Here is a 17,362-nt window from a genome sequence, read left to right as displayed (position 1 = left end):
GGCTCCGCCGGTCAGCGGCGGGGCGCCGTCGGCGCCGTCTTCGGGGGCGGCGTGCTGTCGCCCGAGAGGAGCGACAACCCGGCCACGATCGTCCCGATGCCGAGGAGGGCGAGCACGACGATCACGAGCGCCGAGCTCTTGCGAGGTTCTTCCGGCGTGACCGTGACGGGCAGGACCTCCGGCGGGCGCAGGGCCGCGTCGCGGACCTCGGCCGGGATGCGATCGGAGATCTCCTTGAGCGAGGCGAGCTTCGGCCGGCGCATCGAGCCCGTGGTGGTTGCCGGTCCGAACGGCCGTGATCCCGGCGACGAGCTGCGCGCGACGAGCGGGAACGAGGTGCGGCTCGTGCGCTCCTCGTACTCGATGCCGAGGGCGCGCTCGAACTCGTCGGCGACATCCTTGGCCGCCGAGTAACGCGCCGTGGGGTCCCGCTGGAGGGCCTTGGCGAAGAAGGAGTCGATCGAAGGGGGGAGGCCGGGCACGAGCGTGGTGATCGGCTCGAATCGGCCTTCTTCGATGGCGTTGCCGAAGCTCTCGAGGTTCTGCCCGCTGAAGGGGGCGCGTCCGCTGAGCGTGTAATAGGCGAGGACCGCGAGGGTCCAGAGGTCGGCGCGGAAATCAACGTCCTTCTGGCCGAAAATCTGCTCCGGGCTCATGAACTCGGGCGAGATCATGTGTGTCGCGTCGCTCGTGGTCCGGCCCATCGAGGAGATGCCCGCGCGGACCGAGAGGCCGAGGTCCAGGACCTTCGCCTCGAAGTCACCGCCCTCGGGTTCGGTGAGGAAGACGTTGCCGGGCTTCAGGTTCCGGTGGACGAGGCCGAGGAGATGCGCCTTGCCGAGGCCCTTCGCGAGCTGCGAGATGAGGCGCGCGGCGTCCTTCGGCGCCATCGGGCCGGTCCTCGTGATGCGGCTGCCGAGGTCTTCTCCTTCGAGCAGCTCCATCACGAGGTAGGGCATGCCGGTGCGCGTCAGGCCGTGCTCGAGGATCTGCGCGACGTGCGGGCTCTTGATCTGCCGCGCGGCGACGTCCGCCTCGCGCTGAAAGCGGTGGAGAGGCGAGGAGTTGCGCGACAACGCGCGACCCATGAGCTTGACGGCGACGTCCTTGCCGAGGCCCACGTGCTCGGCGACCCACACCTGGGATTTGCCCTCCTGCCCGAGGTGCCTCGCGAGCCGCATCTTGGGAGTGATCTGGTCTCCTTCCAACATCTCGCTTCCGTGGCGCGGTCCCCGAGACGCCGGGCGTGCCGGCGCGCGGAGAGGGCTCTCTCACTCGACTCGACGTTACATCACGCAGCGGGACCAAAGTAAAGAAGCGCGCCCGGGAAGGGTCGGTTTCAAGGAGCTGGCAAGATCACATCGGCGGGCGCCACGCCCGCAGCCACCGCCGGATAATTGGCGCTCTTCGTGCGGCCCGCGCGCTGCGTTGTGAACAGCAATGTGTAGCCAGGCCGCACCAGGGCGCAGGGCTCGTGCGGGCCGAGCGAGCTGCCGCTGCCGAACACAGGGCTCACGGCGCGCTGGAGGGGCGCGGCGCTGGCCGGATCAAAACGCGCGGCGAGGCCCACGACGGCCTTTCCGAGGGTGTCCCGGGCGGCATGGTAGACGCGCAGAATGGAGCGGCCCTCAGTCGACCGGACGAGCACGGGCGCGGGCGCGCCGACCCAGGCGCCGTCGTAGGGCGGCTCGGCCCCCTCCCCGGCCGGCGCGGGCGCGAGCGCGGGGCCGTCGCCGACACGGGTCCAGGTGATGCCGTCGTTGGAGCGCGCCTCGCCGATGCGCGCAGCGTCGCCAGGCCCCGGGACCTCGTAAAAAAGCCGAAGCGAGCCGTCGTCGAGCACGACGACGCCCGGGCTCCGTGGCACGGCGCCGGCCTCCCAGCCAGCCGCGTCGGGGCCGAAGACGGGCCCTTGGACGCGCGTGAAGACGGCGCCGTCCGGGCTCCGCGCAAGCCCGATGCCGCCGGCCGCGGCGTAATACAGGAAGACCTCGCCGTCCACGCGGACGACCGACGGCGCGCCGACGGTGCCGCCTTCCCAGGGCTCCTCGGGCGTGAGCACGACGAGAGGCATGCGGTCGAAGGAGCGGCCATCCTCGGCGCCGTGACGCACGATGGCGCCGGGCGGGGCCGCGGGATCGGGGTCCTGCCCCGGCACCTCGGGGGTCATGGAGAAGTAGCCGAAGACGGCGGGCGTCACGGGATCGCCGTCGACGTCGAGGACCGCGGGATCCCGCGGGAACGTCTCGTCGTCTTCGAGGGCATTCGGGGCGGAGCGGAGGTTGCCGAGCTCGCCCACGCGCAGGGCGCGGAACGGGCCCGCGGCGGCGTTCGGCAGGTTCTCCCCGCCGGTCTCGGTGTCGGCGAGCGTGGCGCAGCCGGACAGGAGCGCGAGGGCGAGGAGGAACGAACCAGCGTGTCGCGTGCGCATCGTCTTGCCCTCAGAACGAGGCGGTGAGCGTGGCGCCGCCCGCGATCATGGTGCCGTCGGCCCGGTAATCTCCCACGAAGTCGGCCGGGTTCGCCTTCTGCGTGACGCGCTCGGGCAGCACGGAGAAGGCCACGTGCGTGTCGAGGCGGAGCGCGCCGCGGAGGACGGAGAACGGCGCGTTGAGGACGACGCCCGCGCCGAGGGAGATCGTGTGCCGATCGGCGTCGACGAAGTTCGTCGGGCCCTCCTGCGGCGGCACGGGCGAGCGCTCGTAGGCGTACCCGGCGCGCAAGGGGATCTCGACGGCCTTGGCGGGCCCAGGGCGCCCCGAGACGCGCCGCTCGGCGCCGAACGCGAGGACGTACTCGACGCCGAGGCGCGGGACGAAGCGGTCCTGGAACGCGGGCGGGACGATCACGACAGGCTTGGGATCCTCGGGCAACTCGACGCCGACGCCGGGCGGAGGCTCGGCTTCGAGGTGGGCGGAGGTCTGGGGGGTCGGGCTCTCGTAGGCCGACCAGTTCACCCAGCCGAGATCGAAGTTCGCGCGGAGGCGGGGCACGGCCTGGAAGGACAAACCGAGGACGACCTGCTGCGGCTGGAAGGCGTCGAGCGTGCGCGTCTCGAGGGCGTAGCGGAGCGGGACGTCGACGCCGGCGAAGTCGACGATGCCCTCGAGGTTCGCCTGGAGCGCGAGGTCGAGCTTGGTTTGTCCGCGGTAGGCGACGCCGAGATAGCCGAGGCTGCCGAGTTTGACGCGGGCGCCGGCGATGGGGTACCGGATCGAGGTGAGATCGGCGTCGACTTCGTGGGAGAGCTGCGAGTCGTAAGGCTTGAGGACGTCGGCCTCGCCGCGGATGCCGAAGCGGCCGCGCGTAGCGGCGAGGAAGGCGAGGCCGCCGCCGATTTCGAGCCACGGGAGCGGCCGGACGGCGAGGTGGACCGAAAGGAAGAGGATGGTGGGCCGGTCGTTGTAGAGCTCCCAGCGCGGCGTCTCCTGGCGGAGGGCGCGGATGCGGGAGAGGCCGTTGTCGGGGATGTACGTGGCGATGCCGAACGCGAACGGGAGCGAGAGGATCTTGCCCGGGGCGACGATGCCCGCCATGAGGCCGTGGACGTCGGCGACGTCGTTGTCCTTGCCGTTGATGCGGAGGCGGTTGTCCGCGTAGAGGTAGCCGAGCGAGAGCTCGAGGCCAGGCGCGGAGACGAGGCCGGCGGGGTTGTAGAAGCAGCCCGAGAAGTCCGCGGCGTCGGCGGTGACGGCCCCGGCGAGCGCGCCGGTGCGAGAGCCCATGCCGTATGTCCCGGGAGCGCTGGCCCGAGCTTCCGGCGCGGCGAGGAGCCACGCTACGGCGAGCGCGGGCAGGAGCGAGCGCGCTTGGTTCGACATCAGAACCCGACCCCCACGGTGGCGGCGCCGGCGACGACGACGCCGCTCGTGCGCACGGAAGGCGCGCCGGGGTTCTGCGCGGGCACGTCCGCGGCCTTGTCGTTCGCGCGAGGATGGAGGACCTGCACCTGCCCGGCGAGATCGAAGCGCAGGTTCGGGAAGGGCGCGGCGAGCTCGAGCCCGTAGCCGAGGCCAAAGACGCTGCGCGTGTTGTCGTAGATGTTCGCGGCGGCCGTCTGCGGCGGCGAGGGCGAGATTTCGAGGAAGTAGCCGGCGCGGAGCATCATCGAGACGGACGCCTTCGGCGAGAGGACCCGCTCGACGCCGAGGCGCGGGACGATCGTGTCCGTGTACCCGAGCGGCGTGGGCGTGAGGGCGCCACAAGGCTCCGTGGGCGGTGCGCCCGTGGACGGGTCGATCTCCGGGCAACGGACGGTGGCCTCGGCCGGGCCGGGGTAGGCCGACCAGCGCTTGTACGTCGCGCCCGCGGTGACGCGCCAAGGGCCACGGACGCGCGCGACTTCGAGCGCGATCTGCGCGGGATCGTACTGCGCGAGGCCGGAGATGTTGAGCGGAGGCACGACGATCTGGCCGAGATCCTTCACCTCGATGACGACGTTGAAGCGCCCGACGAGCTCGCCGCGGTAGGTGAGGCCGACGCGGTAGGCGCCGCGCTCGTAGCTTGCGCCGAGGATGGGGCCGTAACTCGCGACGAGCGTGTCTTCGACGACGGTGCCGATGCGGCCGGAGGCGTCGGTGGCGACGAGGACGGAGCCGGTGAGCGCCGCGAGCGCCGCGAAGCCGCCGCCGATCCGCACGCCGTACCCGATGTCGACGCCGAGGCCGACCTGGACCGCGACGGAGGCCGTGCGATCCGCGAGGGGGAACTGCTTGGTCTCGGGGTAGAGGATGCGGCCGCGGACGATGAGATCGAAGGGCGTGAAGAAGCCGAGGCCGATGGTGATGCGGTCCTTCAGGACGCCGGCGAACGGCACGGGCAAGACGGCGCCGATGAAGCCACCCGCGAGGTTGTCGTAGTTCAGGCGCTCGGGCGCGCGGAGGTCGAAGACCGAGCCGAGCAGGCCGATCGTGAGCTCGCGTCGATGTTCGAGGCTGAGGAGCGCGGGGTTGCTCCAGACGGCCTCGAAGCCGCGGCCGAGCGCGGCGCCGGTGCCGCCCATCGCCATGGAGCGCGGGCCGAAGCCGTACACGTCCTCGGGGGAGCTCCACGCGTCGCCGGCCGGCAGCGCCGCGAGGGCGGCCGAGGCGACGGCGAGCAAGAGGGCGCGGCGGCGAGCCATGCGAGCGCGACGGTAGACGCATGCAGGGCCGGAAGGAAGGGGGAGCGGAGCCCGAGACGCGCAGCAACGCGCGGGACGGATCGAGGCTCAGCGACGAACGGGGCCGCTGTCTTCCTGGACCTCGACGAACACATCGTCGAGCGAGCTCGCGGCGTAGGAGCGCTTCGCCCATCGGGACAAGGTCGCGCCGCTCGCGGTCGCGACACGCGCCAGCATGGCCTCCGGGATCTCGCCGAAGCGCTCGCGCAGGACTTCGAGGAGCATCTCGCGGCGGCCTTCTTCGCGCCCCTCTTCGCGGCCTTTCTCTTCCGCGTCTTGCTTGATCGCCAGGATCTCGGGGTTGCCCTTGCGCTCGAGGGCCCGCGCGGCCTCGCGCTCCGCGACCGCGCCGTCGAGCAACGCGCGCACCCGGATCGGCCGTATGAAGCAGGGGTCTTCGATCCTCCCGTCGAGGTCGAGCGGCACGAACGCGGCCTTCTCGCGCGACCACTCGCAGATCTCGCCGCGCTTCACCTGGATCGCGAACACGCGGCGGACGCCGCGCTCGATGAGGTCCTCGGCCTTCTCGCGCACCACGCCCGGCGCCTGCTCGTTCACGATCTCGAACGAGACCTCTTCGAGGTGCCGCCTCCCTGTCGCGGGATCCGTGCCGTCCCGCCGGATCGACAAATCCGTGGCGAAATTCGAGCCCTCCGAGACACGCGTGAGCAGGTCGATCGAGGCGCGATAGCCTTCGCAGACATGCAAGCGGATCACGGCGCCGAGGTTCGCGTGCGCATCACCATGGGGCTCGAGCGCAGGCTGGGCGATGATCTTCCGGCCGCGTATCATCTCGTCGCGCGTCGTCTCGGGGGCGACGACGTGCTGATCGACCGGGGGGAACTTGCGGGGTGGATCGGCCGGCGGGAACGAGAGCGCGGCTCCCCCCCGGGCGGACGGCGCGAGCATCATCGAGGGACCATCGCGCTTCGGATCCATCATCGAGAGGCAGGGTAGCAGGATCCGCGGAAGATGGGGAGGAACGAGACGAGTGCGTCCGGGGTCCCGCTCGACTAGAACGATGCCGCCGTGCCCCTCGCCCTCCAGGCCCTTCTCCCCGACGAGCTCGCCCGCGTTTGCAACATCGACGTGACGGACGCGCGTCGGATCGTCTCGACCGTGCACCGGACGGGGGGTTTGCCCGCGCGCTCGCCCGCGACGATCCGGCGCGCCGCGCTCGACGCCGCCCGCGCCGCCGGGCACGTCCCCACGATCCAGATCGAGACCCGCGCCGCGAGCGCGATCGATCCGTTCGTCAAGTACGCCTTCCGCCTGCCCGACGGGGCCGTCATCGAGACCGTGCGCATCCCCCTCGAGCACCCGGGTCGCTTCTCGGTCTGCGTGTCCTCGCAGGTCGGCTGCGCGCTCGCGTGCGCGTTCTGCGCGACGGGTCGCATGGGCCTCGGGCGCAACCTCGAGGCGTGGGAGATCGTCGAGCAGGTGCGGCGCGTGCGCGAGGAGCTCGCGCACGACCCCCCGACAAACCTCGCCGCCGCCGGGATCCGCCCTCGCGTGCACGGCGTGCTCTTCCAGGGCATGGGCGAGCCGATGGCGAACATCGAGCGCGTGATTCACGCGATCCGCGTCATGAGCGAGCCGAGCGCGCTCGCCATCGACATGCGCAACATCACGGTGTGCACGTCGGGCTTGCCCACCGGGATCCGCACGCTCCTCCGGGAGGTCCCTGCGGTGCGGCTCGGGGTCTCGCTCGGCTCAGCGCGGCCGGGGCGGCGGCGCGCGCTCATGCCCATCGAAGGCGCGCACCCGCTCGAAGAGGTGCTCGCGGCCGCGGGCGAGCACGCGCGGGCGACAGGGCGATCGCCGATGTTCGCGTACACGCTGCTCGCCGGGCAAAACGACGCGGACGAGGATGCCGCGGCGCTCGCGGATCTCTGCCTCGCCTTCGCCGCGGCGCACGGGCAGAGGCCCCGGCTCAGCTTGATCCCTTACAACGCGATCGCCGACGGCACCACGCCCGATCCGTTTCAGCCTTCGACGCGGCTCGAAGCCTTCCGCGCGGTGCTGCTCGGGCGCGGGGTGGGCACGATCGTGCGGTATTCGGGCGGCGGCGACGTGGGGGCGGCGTGTGGTCAGCTCGCGCGGCCGCTGGAGCGGGGGGTTCGAGGGCGTAGCTCGGCTCGACCGAGCGAAGCCCCCGAGCATTGACCCAGAGGGACGACGTCTCCCGGTGGATTCCGAACCCACGGCGCGCTAGCTTGCTCGCGTGTTCGGATTGAGCTTCGGCGAGATGGTCGTGGTCGTGCTCGTGGCCATCGTGGTGGTGGGCCCGCGGCACCTGCCGAGCATGATGCGGACGGCCGGGCAGTGGGTGACGCGCATCCGCCGCATGAGCACCGACCTCCGGGCGCAGAGCGGCATCGACACGCTCCTCCGCGAAGAGGGCATCGACCGAAGCATCCAGGAGATCCGCGCGCTCTCGAACGTGAACGTGCTCGACGGCCTGGAGAAACTCGCCGTTCCGTCCCCCGCCGCCAAGGCCGCCACGACCTCCACCGTGGCCGCGGCCGCGACCGTGGCGGCCGCGGCGGCGAGCGCGCCGGCGCCCGACGAAGAGCCGGTCGTCATCTTGCGCGAGCGCGAGTATCCGCAGGTCGGCTGCGACGCCTACGACGCGTTGCCCGACGACGCGGCCCCATACGGAGGAGAGGGAGCGTTCGGCGGGCCCGAGCCCCTCGCCCACCACCCGCTGGGTGCCGTGGCGACCGACGATCCGACGAGCCGGGTCGTCACGAAGGAGCCGAGCGCGGCGTCATGAGTGATTCCAAGGCGAAGGCGGTCAAGGACGCGGCGTCCGCTCCGATCGAGGAGGAAGAAGGCGCTCCCATGACGTTCTGGGAGCACCTCGACGAGCTGCGCAAGCGCCTCGTCTACTGCTTCGTCGCCTTCCTCATCTGCTGCGTGCTCACCTGGGAGTACCGCGATCCCCTGCTCGACATCATCTCGCGGCCGTTCAAGGGCGCGTGGACGGCGCAGGGCTTGCCGAACCAGGCGACCTTGCACTTCGAGTCGCCTCAGGCCGCGTTCATCGGGTACTTCCAGCTCTCGCTGCTCGGCTCGATCGTGCTCAGCGCGCCGATCCTCTTCTACCAGCTCTGGTCCTTCATCGCGCCCGGGCTCTACGCGCGCGAAAAACGCTTCGTGATCCCCTTCGTGCTCTCGGCGTCGGGGCTCTTCGTGGGCGGCTGTTACTTCGGCTGGCGTGTCGCCTTCCCCATCACGTTCAACTACTTCCTCGGCCTCGCCGGCACCGTCGGCGGCGGCCAGGGCGTGACGATCACGCCCACCATCATGATGGGCGAGTACATCGACTTCGTGACCCGGATGCTGCTCGCGTTCGGCATCGTCTTCGAGATCCCGCTGCTCATCCTGTTCCTCTCGCTCGCGGGCATCGTCAATTACTTGCAGCTCATCCGATTCGGACGCTGGTTCGTCCTGATCGCGTTCATCATCGCCGCCGTCGTCACGCCGCCCGACATCACGAGCCAGATCGTGATGGCCGTGCCGATGCTCGTCCTCTACGTGCTCTCGATCGGACTCGCGTTCATCTTCGGCAAGAAGCCGACGGAGGCCCAGCGCGAGGCGTATCGGAAGAGCAAAGAGAAGACGAAGACGGCCTAGGAAAACGCCTCGTTCAGTGGGCGTACGGCTCGCCGCGCAGGATCGTCATCGCGCGGTAGATCTGCTCCACGAGCACGAGCCGCGCGAGCCTGTGCGGGAACGTGAGCGTCGACAGGCTGATCCTGTCGTGCGCGGCGCGCGACGTCTCCGGGGGGATGCCGTCGGCGCCGCCGATCAGGAACGAGACCACGCCCTTGCCGCGGGATCCGGCGCGCTCGATCGTCCGGGCGAACGAGGGGCTGTCGAGCGCGCGCCCCAGGACCTCGAGCGCGATCGTCGTCGAGCCGTCCGTCTTCTTCGCGAAGAGCTCGATGAGCCGCGCGGGCGGCGCGTCCTCGAGCTCGATCTCGTCACAAGGCATGTACCGGCGCACGCGGCCGAAGTAGTCGTCGAGAGCCGCGCGGAGCGGTTTGTCCTTCACGCGGCCCACGGCGACGACGACGATACGCATACGATCCGGCTCTACTCTTCCTCGGTCCGATCCTCGTCGTCTCCGAAGCCCTCGCCCGCGTCTGCCTGCGCGCGGTTGCCCTGCGAGGCGGGACGCGCGCCCGGCTCGCCTTCGGGCACGGCGACGCGGCTCGCGTCCATCCAGAGGCCCTCGATGTCGTAGAGCTGCCGCGCGTCCTCCTGGAAGACGTGCACGACCACGTCGCCGTAGTCGAGCAGCACCCACGTGGCCGCGGACATGCCCTCGACCGAGATCGGCGCGATCTTCTTCTTGCCGAGCTCCTCCTCGATCCCCTGCGCGATCGAGCCGACGTGCCGATCACTCCGGCCCGTCATGAGCACCAGGAAATCCGCGTAGTCGACGCGCCCGCGCACGTCGAGGATCTCCACGCCGAGCGCCTTCTTGTCGAGGCCGGCGACCGCCATCGCGACCGCGAGCTCCCGCGCCGGCGAGGCCGTCTCGGGCACGGGCGCCTTGCGTCCGGCCGCTCGCTTCGGGGCCGCGAGCGGCGCCTTCTTCACGCCGGGCGCGGCCTTGCCGCGGAGCTCGCCCTCGGTTTTGCGACGCGGCAATCCCGGGCGTTTCGTCGTCTTCGCGGCCGCGGATGTGCGCACCGCCTGCCCGCTCGCGTGCGAGGCGCGGAGCTTCGGCCGGGCCGACTTCTTCCCCGCCTTCACGGCCGCCTTCACCACGGCCGGCGCCACGTGCGTGTCCCGCTCGCCCGACGCTTCGCCCGGGTCCACGTCACGAGGCGAGCGCGCCACGCCCGTCTTGCTCGTCTTGCTCGTCTTCGTCGTCGTCGTCTTCGTCGCAGCCGTCTTGCTGCGAGCCGGCTTGGGCGACTCGCCCCCGCCGTCCGATCGCTTCTTCGTTACCAACGTCTACCTCACTCCGGCCTCTGACCCGGGCCGATTACCGAACTTGCCCCTCACCGAAGACGATCCACTTCTTCGCGGTGAGGCTCTCGAGCCCCATCGGTCCGTACGCATGGAGCTTCGTCGTCGAGATGCCGATCTCCGCGCCGAGCCCGAGCTCGCCGCCGTCGTTGAAGCGCGTCGACGCGTTGACGAGCACGCAGCTCGCGTCGACGGCCCGCGAGAAGCGCTGCGCCCGCTCGTAGCTGCGCGTGCAGATCGCCTCGGTGTGGTTCGAGCCGTACTGCGCGATGTGATCGAGCGCCTCGTCGAGCGAGCCGACGATCCGGATGGCGAGGATCGGGGCGAGGAACTCCTGCCCGTAGTCCTCGGTCGACGCGGGTTTGGCCGAGGGGATCACCGCGCGTGTCGCCTGATCGCCGCGGATCTCGAGCCCCTGCGCCGCGAGCTTCCCGACCCGCGGCAAGAACGCGAGCGCCACGCTCTCGTGCACGAGCAAGCACTCGAGCGCGTTGCAGACGCCCGGCCGGCTGAGCTTGCCGTTCTCCACGAGCCGGAGCGCCATGTTGAGATCGGCGCCCTCGTCGACGTAGAGATGACAAACCCCCTTGTAGTGCTGGATCACCGGCACGCGGGCGTGCTCGGTCACGAAGCGGATGAGCCCCTCGCCGCCGCGCGGGATGACGAGATCGATCTTCCCCGCGAGCCCGACGAGCAGCCGGATCCCCTCGCGATCGCTGGGCGGAACGATCTGCACGGCATCCGCAGGCAGCCCGGCGGACGTGACCGCGGCGCGGACGAGCTCCCCGAGCGCGGCGTTCGATCGCGCCGCCTCCTTGCCGCCGCGCAGGAGCACGGCGTTGCCGCTCTTCAAGCAGAGCGCGGCCGAGTCCACGGTCACGTTCGGGCGCGCTTCGTAGATCATCGCGATCACGCCGAGCGGGATGCGCACCTGGCCCACGCTGAGGCCGTTCGGGCGCTGCTTCATGCCGAGCACCTCGCCCACCGGATCTTCGAACGACGCGATCTGCGTGACGGCCGCCGCGATGCCGAGGATGCGCGGTTCGTCGAGGATCAGCCGATCAACGAGCGCGGGGGCGAGGCCGGCCGCGCGCGCGGCCTCGACGTCCTCGGCGTTCGCGGCGCGGAGCGGCGAGCCCTCGGCGGCTTGCGCGCGCAGCGCCTCTGCGATGGCGACGAGCGCGCGATCCTTGGCTTCACGCGACGCGGTCGACAGCGTACGCGCGGCCTTTCGGGCGCGCTTTGCGAGCTCGACGAGTTCCTCGGTCAGGATTGCGGTGCTCTCCACGGCGTCGAAACCTAACGCGGCTGCCCGCACAAGGCCAAGGGCGTGCTAGCGTGGCCGCGTGTCGGCTCGCCCGCGCGGTCTCCCCGCCTGGTTCCTTCTCCTGCCCCTCGGGCTGCCTACGTGGCTCGGTTGTGGCTCCCACGACGACGAGGGGCCGGCGAGCGCCGCGCCCGCAGCGACGATGATCCCGATGGGCGCGCCCGGCGCCGAGGGCGCGAAATTCGACCCGGCCCCGGAGACGCCTCCCCCCAAACCCTCCGAAATGCGCCAGAAGATCGACGGTACCCCCGACGACCCGCTCGCGCCCCCGAGCCCGTTCGGCCTGCCGCCCGTGAACCAGCACGAGGGACCGGCGACGCCGACGCCTCCGCCGCAAAACATCAAGAAGAAGGGGACCCATCTATGAGCAACCGGTTCGTCCCCGCGCTCGCGTCGCTCCTCGTGCTCGCCGCGGGCGCCTGCAGCAGCCCGCCGAAGCCGAAGCCGCTGCCGGGAGGCCCGCCGCCCGAGTACGAGGCGCCGCGGAGCTTCGAGCTGCCCGGACACCAGGCGCCCCCGGCCGAAGCGCCCGCCCCGACTGATCCGCCTCCGCCGCCTTAGAAGGCGCGCCGAATCTCGAACCCACGTCCTCCAAGACGACGACGTCCCACGAAAGCCCTTTGTTTGGCTTCGACGGACGAGACCCTCGGCGCGACGCCGCCCTCGATGCAAAGAAGCGATCGCTCGGGGACCTCCTGCCATGCGCCCTCGTGCGGCGCCTCCGACGCAATGCGGACGACGCCCGCCTCGGACGAGACGTACAAGCTCCGGCCGAAGCGATGGGCATAAAGCACGTCCCCATCACTCAATAGAAAATTGACCGCGCCAAAGCGAGGCCTATCCGTCGCGGCCTCGATGACCCGGGCGATCGCGCGGTGGACCGCGCCGCCTGGCGCGCGCCGGCTCCCGTACGTGGCGCCGACGTCGTCGAGCGCGGTCATCAGGAGCGCGAACAACCGCTCGCTATCCGTATCCCCCGTGATTTCCCTCCTGCGCGATTGCGAGGTGCGCCGTTCGAGCCACGCGACGTCCGAGATGGTGCCATTGTGCGCGAAAACCCACGCATCCCGGCGGAACGGGTGGGTATTGGTGAGGCCGGTCTTTCCGACCGTGGCTTTGCGGACGTGGGCGAGGACGATACGCCCGCGGGCGTTCGAGGCGGTCGTGTGGAACGTCGGGTCCGCGTGCGCGCACGTCGGGCTCTTGTGGATCGCCCAGGTTTTCCCGTCATGGGCAGCGATCCCCCAGCCATGCGGGTGCTCGGGCGACAGGGCCGCGAGGCTCTTGGGAGCCGTGGCGAGCGGCTCGGGGTGAGGTTCGACGTGCCTCGAAACAACACCGAAGAGGCGACACATCGGAGCAGGTTATAGCCGAGGGTGCGAGGATGGGCCAGATTGTACGGGAGAAACGGGTACGGACGGGCGCGCGCGGCGGGGTCTTGCTCGACGTGGACGTCACGCTGGGCCTGCGCGGCATCATACGGCCGGACCTCGTCGGCGTCCGTCGCGAGCGGCTGGTCGATCCCAACGTGGAACCGCCCGCTTCAGACGATCGTCAACCCGCCGTCCGCCACGAAGCTCGCCCCGTGGCAATAACTCGAATCGTCCGACGCGAGGAAAAGCGCGAGCTTCGCCATTTCCTCATTGGTGGCCACGCGACGAGCGGGAATCATTTGCTGGTAGCCGGCCCGCAACGCCTCGGCGTGCCCCGGGGCCATTTGTTCGGTGAACGCGTACATCATGCGGTTGTCGACGCCGCCCGGGACCATCGCATTGACCCGAATGTTCACGGGCGCGAGCTCGGCCGCCGCCGTGCGCACGAGCGCGAGCACCGCCGCCTTGCTCGTCGCATACGCGGCGCACCCCGGGAACGAGTTGATGGCCGCCGTCGACGACGTGACCACGATGCTCCCCCCACCCCGCTCCCGCATGTGCGGAATGACCTTTTGGATGCCCAGGAACGCCCCGCGGACATGAATCGCGTGAAGGTCGTCGAGCACCGCGACGTCGAGGTCTGCGATGGGCGTGACCATTCCCTCGGACCCCGCATTCGCAAAAAGCACGTCGACCCCGCCGAAGGCCTGAACCGCCGCGTCGACGTACCGCTTGGTGTCTTCAGCCGTTCGAACGTCCGCGACCACGGTGCGTGTCCGCGCGGAATCACACCCCTCCGCGGCCTGCCGCAGCCGCTCTTCATCGCGGCCGACCAGCACGAGCTTGGCCCCCTCGCGCGAAAAGAGCGCAGCCGTCGCCGTCCCAATGCCCCCCGAAGCCCCCGTGATAATGACGACCTTGTCCGTCAGCTTCCCCATGAACACGGCACGCTACCGATTCTCCCCGCCTTTTGCCAGCGCAGCGAGCGCTCGGGGGCCCGGAGCTGGGGCGTTGCCCCAGGCCCCAGGAGGGGGCTATCCGCCCCCTCCACCCCGGACCAGCGAGGCGCTGGACCCAAGCTCGATGAACTGCGCGATGCGCAGTTCATCGAACAGGCCCGGTCAAGACCAGCACCGACGTTGCCGACCAAGGCAGCCGCGCTGCGGAGCGTGCGCTCGAGCCTCCAGAGGCACGAGGCCGTGCCTCGAAGGGACGAGGACGCGTCTCCAGGGCGTGCGCTCGAGCCTCCAGAGGCACGAGGCCGTACCTCGGAGGAACGAGGACGCGTCTCCAGGGCGTGCGGTCGAGTCTCCAGAGGCACGAGGCCGTGCCTCGAAGGAACGAGGACGTGTCTCTGGGGCGTGCACTCGAGCCTCCGGAGGCACGAGGCCGTGCCTCGGAGGAACGAGGACGTGTCTCTGGGGCGTGCACTCGAGCCTCCAGAGGCACGAGGCCGTGCCTCGGAGGAACGAGGACGTGCCTTGGATGGACGGGAGCGATGGAAGGCGCGGCGGGGGACCATCGGCTCATCGCTGAAGCCACCAAGACAGCCGCGCGGCTGCTTCTGCTGGCAACCTGGCTCCTTCGTCGGCCTGTTTGAAAAACTGCGCACCGCGCAGTTTTTCAACCCTGGGTCCAGCCCCTGGCTGGTCCGGGGTCGAGGGGGCGGACAGCCCCCCGCGGGGACCGGGGCAGCGCCCCGGCGGCGCCGCCGCGTGATCCATGCAAGCCCCAGCGTACACCGGGATGATACCCTCGCCCCCCGTGATTCGGCTCGGCCCGCTCGTCCTCCCTGCCCTGCTCCTCGCCCTCCCCGCGTGCTCCCGCGGCGACGCCCCGACCGACGCCTCGCCGCTCCCCGTCGTGTCCTCCCGCCCCGCGCCCGCGCCCCGCCCGGCTGGCCCCGCCGAGCTCGCCCTCGTCGCGCCCCTCGCGCCCGGCAGCACGCTCGACGGTTTTGCCGTGCGCGAAATCCGCGCGGTCCAGGACGGCGTCCTCACGCTCGTGTGCGAGAAGGATCGGGCCGCCGTGCGCCTCTCCGTCGCGCTCGCCGTGGACGATGGGCCCACGCCGCCTGCCTTTGCCGGCAAATATGCGGTCTTTTACTCGGCGCGTGGCAGCGATCCGGCCGACGGCGAGCGCCTTGCCAAGGCCCTCGCCGCCATCCTGGAGAAACACCCCGATGTCCCCGTTCCGCCGGGGATGACCTCGTTCGTCCCGACGCCCATTCCCATCTAGCTTCTTCGCGCCCGCTCCGGTGCTCGCCCCCTCCCGTGAAAAGTGCTAGCGCGGCGACCATGCTCACTGGCCGACGGGACCTCGTCCTGATCCTGGATTTCGGTTCGCAGTACACCCAGCTCATCGCCCGCCGGATCCGCGAGGCCTCCGTGTACTGCGAGGTCTACCGCTATGACCTGCCGATCGAGCGCATCCGCGAGCTTGCGCCCCGCGGCATCATCCTCTCGGGCGGACCGTCGAGCGTGTACGGCGAGGGCGCCCCGCACCTCTCGGCTGAGCTCTTCTCCGTTGGCATCCCGATCCTCGGCATCTGCTACGGTATGCAGCTCCTCTCGCACCTGCTCGGCGGCAAGGTCGAGCGCGGCGCCGAGGGCGAATATGGGCCGGCGCTGGTCCGTACGACCCGCGCCGCCGGCGTCTTCGCGCGATTCAACGACGGCGACGTCCTCGACGTCTGGATGAGCCACGGCGACAAGGTCGTCGAGCTCCCGCCCGGCTTCTCCACGCTCGGCACCACCGACACCACCCCGTTCGCCGCGATCGCCGACGACGAGCGCCGCATCTATGGCCTGCAGTTCCACCCCGAGGTCGCGCACACGCACCGCGGCAAAGACTTGCTCGAAGCGTTCCTCTTCGACGTCTGCGGCCTCGAGCCCACGTGGACCCCGGCCTCGTTCGTCGAGGAATCGGTCGAGGCGATCCGCCAGAAGGTCGGCCCCGACGCGAGCGCCGTGTGTGGCCTCTCGGGCGGCGTCGACTCCTCGGTCGCCGCGATCCTCTGCCACCGCGCGCTCGGCGACCGGCTCGTCTGCATCTTCGTCGACAACGGCCTCTTGCGAAAAGGCGAGGCCGAGCAGGTCGTGAAGATGTTCGGCGACCACTACCACCTCCGGCTCGTGCACGTGGACGCCCGCAAGCGTTTCCTCGACGCGCTCGCCGGCGTCACGGATCCCGAGCAGAAGCGCAAGACGATCGGCCGTGTCTTCATCGAGGTCTTCGAGGAGGAGGCGAAGAAGATCGAGGATTGCCGCTTCCTCGTGCAGGGCACGCTCTACCCGGACGTGATCGAGAGCGTCTCGGCGAAGGGCCCGAGCGCGGTGATCAAGAGCCACCACAACGTCGGCGGCTTGCCGGAGCGCATGAAGCTCGGCCTCGTCGAGCCGCTGCGTGAGCTCTTCAAGGACGAGGTGCGCGCGGTCGGCGCGACGATGGGCATCCCGCACCACCTGCTCTGGCGCCACCCCTTCCCCGGCCCCGGCCTCGCCGTGCGTTGCCTCGGCCCGCTCACCGAGGAGCGGCTCCAGGTCCTGCGCGAGGCCGACGCGATCTTCGAGGAGGAGATCCGCGAGGCGGGGCTCTACGACAAGATCTGGCAGAGCTTCTGCGTGATCTTGCCCGTCCGTACCGTCGGCGTGATGGGCGACGAGCGCACGTACGACGAGGTGATCGCGCTCCGGGCCGTGGAGTCGAAGGACGGCATGACGGCCGACTGGGCGCGGATCCCGCACGAGGTGCTCGGACGAACGAGCGCGCGGATCATCAACGAGGTCCGCGGCGTGAACCGCGTCGTGTACGATGTCTCGTCGAAGCCTCCGGCCACGATCGAGTGGGAGTGATGGAAACGAGCGCGAAACGCGGGAGCTTGGCGGCCCTTTTGTGCAGCCTTTTCATCGGGGCATGTGCGCCGAGCGTGCCGGCCACGGTCTCGCTGCGCGTGAAGGGCAACGCCCCCGACGCGTCGGTGACGATCGACGACATGTACATCGGGGCGCTCGCGTTCGTGGCGAAGCGCGGCGTCGCCCTGCCGCCGGGCAAGCACCGGATCACCGTGGAAAAACCTGGCTTTTTTCCCTGGGACAAGCTCGTCGAGGCCCGCGAGGGGGATCCGCCGATCCACCTCGACGTGGGCCTCGTGAAAATCCCGGACTGATCACGCCCGTTCGGGCAAGAAGGACTTGACTCTGCGGGCTGTTTCGCTACGGTCCCGCGCTCTCCGAGGATAGACATGGCGAATACCCCGAAGTGGAACATCCGGTTGCGGCACGAGTGGCTCTCCACGCCGCTGAAGAAGAAGCGGATCAAGCGTGGCCAGAAGGCGCGTATTGGCCTGCTGGACGCCGAGGCGCGGAAGAAGACCAAGGCCGACAAGGCCCCGAAGACCGAACAAGCGTCCTGACCGGACGTTCGGACCTCTCGGCGGTACGCGCGAAACACCCGCGCGCACGCTGACCCGAGACGAAGAGGCGTCGCCCCTCGCCCACAACGCAGGGGTGGACG

At 70.4% G+C, this 17,362-nt stretch carries 19 protein-coding genes; 9 read left to right on the top strand and 10 right to left on the bottom strand.

Annotation, left to right across the window (positions count from 1 at the left end; genetic code table 11):
• Positions 1–11: 11 nt before the first annotated feature.
• The 5 genes from QHF89_RS16730 to QHF89_RS16710 all read right to left on the bottom strand — a co-directional run bounded on the left by QHF89_RS16730 (position 12) and on the right by QHF89_RS16710 (position 6,103).
• On the bottom strand, positions 12–1,211 hold the full coding sequence (locus QHF89_RS16730; protein WP_136972007.1) for a serine/threonine-protein kinase: 1,200 nt from the start codon (positions 1,209–1,211) through the stop codon (positions 12–14).
• Between the two features lie 128 nt (positions 1,212–1,339).
• Entirely contained in the window at positions 1,340–2,431 is a 1,092-nt protein-coding gene (locus QHF89_RS16725) for a glycoside hydrolase family protein (RefSeq protein WP_136972006.1), read from the bottom strand.
• Positions 2,432–2,441: 10 nt separating this feature from the next.
• On the bottom strand, positions 2,442–3,821 hold the full coding sequence (locus QHF89_RS16720) for an OmpP1/FadL family transporter (RefSeq protein WP_136972005.1): 1,380 nt from the start codon (positions 3,819–3,821) through the stop codon (positions 2,442–2,444).
• Positions 3,821–5,122 carry an OmpP1/FadL family transporter gene (locus QHF89_RS16715; RefSeq protein ID WP_136972004.1) on the bottom strand — a complete coding sequence of 434 codons (1,302 nt, stop codon included), beginning with the start codon at positions 5,120–5,122 and terminating at the stop codon, positions 3,821–3,823. The genes QHF89_RS16720 and QHF89_RS16715 overlap by 1 nt, the downstream gene beginning before the upstream one ends.
• An 87-nt stretch (positions 5,123–5,209) precedes the next feature.
• Positions 5,210–6,103, bottom strand: a complete 894-nt coding sequence (locus tag QHF89_RS16710; protein ID WP_136972003.1) for a hypothetical protein — start codon at positions 6,101–6,103, stop codon at positions 5,210–5,212.
• Between the two features lie 87 nt (positions 6,104–6,190).
• On the opposite strand from QHF89_RS16710, the gene QHF89_RS16705 reads away from it, so the two are divergent.
• Genes QHF89_RS16705 through tatC form a run of 3 tightly spaced genes read left to right on the top strand, consistent with a single transcriptional unit; the run spans position 6,191 to position 8,800 of the window.
• Entirely contained in the window at positions 6,191–7,327 is a 1,137-nt protein-coding gene (locus QHF89_RS16705; RefSeq protein WP_136972002.1) for a radical SAM protein, read from the top strand.
• A gap of 58 nt (positions 7,328–7,385) precedes the next feature.
• On the top strand, positions 7,386–7,937 hold the full coding sequence (tatB, locus tag QHF89_RS16700; RefSeq protein WP_136972001.1) for a Sec-independent protein translocase protein TatB: 552 nt from the start codon (positions 7,386–7,388) through the stop codon (positions 7,935–7,937).
• Complete coding sequence (gene tatC, locus QHF89_RS16695; protein ID WP_136934190.1) at positions 7,934–8,800, top strand: twin-arginine translocase subunit TatC; 867 nt, start codon at positions 7,934–7,936, stop codon at positions 8,798–8,800. The genes tatB and tatC overlap by 4 nt, the downstream gene beginning before the upstream one ends.
• Positions 8,801–8,813: 13 nt before the next feature.
• Here the strand turns inward: tatC and QHF89_RS16690 are convergent, their stop codons facing one another.
• From QHF89_RS16690 to QHF89_RS16680, 3 genes are read right to left on the bottom strand one after another with little or no spacing between them, the layout of a single operon-like run.
• Positions 8,814–9,251 carry a 23S rRNA (pseudouridine(1915)-N(3))-methyltransferase RlmH gene (locus QHF89_RS16690; RefSeq protein WP_136934189.1) on the bottom strand — a complete coding sequence of 146 codons (438 nt, stop codon included), beginning with the start codon at positions 9,249–9,251 and terminating at the stop codon, positions 8,814–8,816.
• 11 nt (positions 9,252–9,262) lie between these two features.
• Positions 9,263–10,129 carry a ribosome silencing factor gene (gene rsfS, locus QHF89_RS16685; RefSeq protein ID WP_284720579.1) on the bottom strand — a complete coding sequence of 289 codons (867 nt, stop codon included), beginning with the start codon at positions 10,127–10,129 and terminating at the stop codon, positions 9,263–9,265.
• Positions 10,130–10,163: 34 nt separating this feature from the next.
• Positions 10,164–11,435 (bottom strand): glutamate-5-semialdehyde dehydrogenase, encoded by a 1,272-nt coding sequence (locus QHF89_RS16680; protein ID WP_284720578.1) that lies wholly within the window; start codon positions 11,433–11,435, stop codon positions 10,164–10,166.
• A 58-nt stretch (positions 11,436–11,493) separates the two neighbouring features.
• Between QHF89_RS16680 and QHF89_RS16675 the strand changes: the two genes are divergently transcribed.
• Positions 11,494–11,841 (top strand): hypothetical protein, encoded by a 348-nt coding sequence (locus tag QHF89_RS16675; protein WP_136934188.1) that lies wholly within the window; start codon positions 11,494–11,496, stop codon positions 11,839–11,841.
• Positions 11,838–12,035, top strand: a complete 198-nt coding sequence (locus QHF89_RS16670; protein ID WP_136934187.1) for a hypothetical protein — start codon at positions 11,838–11,840, stop codon at positions 12,033–12,035. The genes QHF89_RS16675 and QHF89_RS16670 overlap by 4 nt, the downstream gene beginning before the upstream one ends.
• Here QHF89_RS16670 and QHF89_RS16665 read toward each other — a convergent pair.
• Together QHF89_RS16665 and QHF89_RS16660 are read right to left on the bottom strand one after the other, a co-directional pair.
• The gene (locus QHF89_RS16665) at positions 12,032–12,829 is read right to left on the bottom strand and encodes a class II glutamine amidotransferase (protein WP_136972000.1); all 798 of its coding nucleotides are present in this window, start codon (positions 12,827–12,829) and stop codon (positions 12,032–12,034) included. The genes QHF89_RS16670 and QHF89_RS16665 overlap by 4 nt on opposite strands.
• A 188-nt stretch (positions 12,830–13,017) precedes the next feature.
• Positions 13,018–13,785: an SDR family NAD(P)-dependent oxidoreductase gene (locus tag QHF89_RS16660; protein ID WP_136934184.1), complete on the bottom strand. Its 768-nt coding sequence runs from the start codon at positions 13,783–13,785 to the stop codon at positions 13,018–13,020.
• Between the two features lie 826 nt (positions 13,786–14,611).
• On the opposite strand from QHF89_RS16660, the gene QHF89_RS16655 reads away from it, so the two are divergent.
• From QHF89_RS16655 to QHF89_RS16640, 4 genes are all read left to right on the top strand, one after another.
• Complete coding sequence (locus QHF89_RS16655; RefSeq protein WP_136971999.1) at positions 14,612–15,085, top strand: hypothetical protein; 474 nt, start codon at positions 14,612–14,614, stop codon at positions 15,083–15,085.
• Between the two features lie 59 nt (positions 15,086–15,144).
• The gene (gene guaA / locus QHF89_RS16650; RefSeq protein ID WP_136971998.1) at positions 15,145–16,701 is read left to right on the top strand and encodes a glutamine-hydrolyzing GMP synthase; all 1,557 of its coding nucleotides are present in this window, start codon (positions 15,145–15,147) and stop codon (positions 16,699–16,701) included.
• On the top strand, positions 16,701–17,015 hold the full coding sequence (locus QHF89_RS16645) for a PEGA domain-containing protein (protein WP_136971997.1): 315 nt from the start codon (positions 16,701–16,703) through the stop codon (positions 17,013–17,015). Before guaA ends, QHF89_RS16645 begins: the two co-directional genes overlap by 1 nt.
• A gap of 75 nt (positions 17,016–17,090) precedes the next feature.
• Positions 17,091–17,261 carry a hypothetical protein gene (locus QHF89_RS16640; protein ID WP_170229702.1) on the top strand — a complete coding sequence of 57 codons (171 nt, stop codon included), beginning with the start codon at positions 17,091–17,093 and terminating at the stop codon, positions 17,259–17,261.
• Positions 17,262–17,362: the final 101 nt, after the last annotated feature.

The sequence above is a fragment of the Polyangium sorediatum genome, assembly GCF_029946465.1.
GTDB classification, from domain to species: domain Bacteria; phylum Myxococcota_A; class Polyangia; order Polyangiales; family Polyangiaceae; genus Polyangium; species Polyangium fumosum.
Note: the sequence above shows the minus strand (reverse complement) of the source record. Positions and strands in the feature narration are given on the sequence as shown.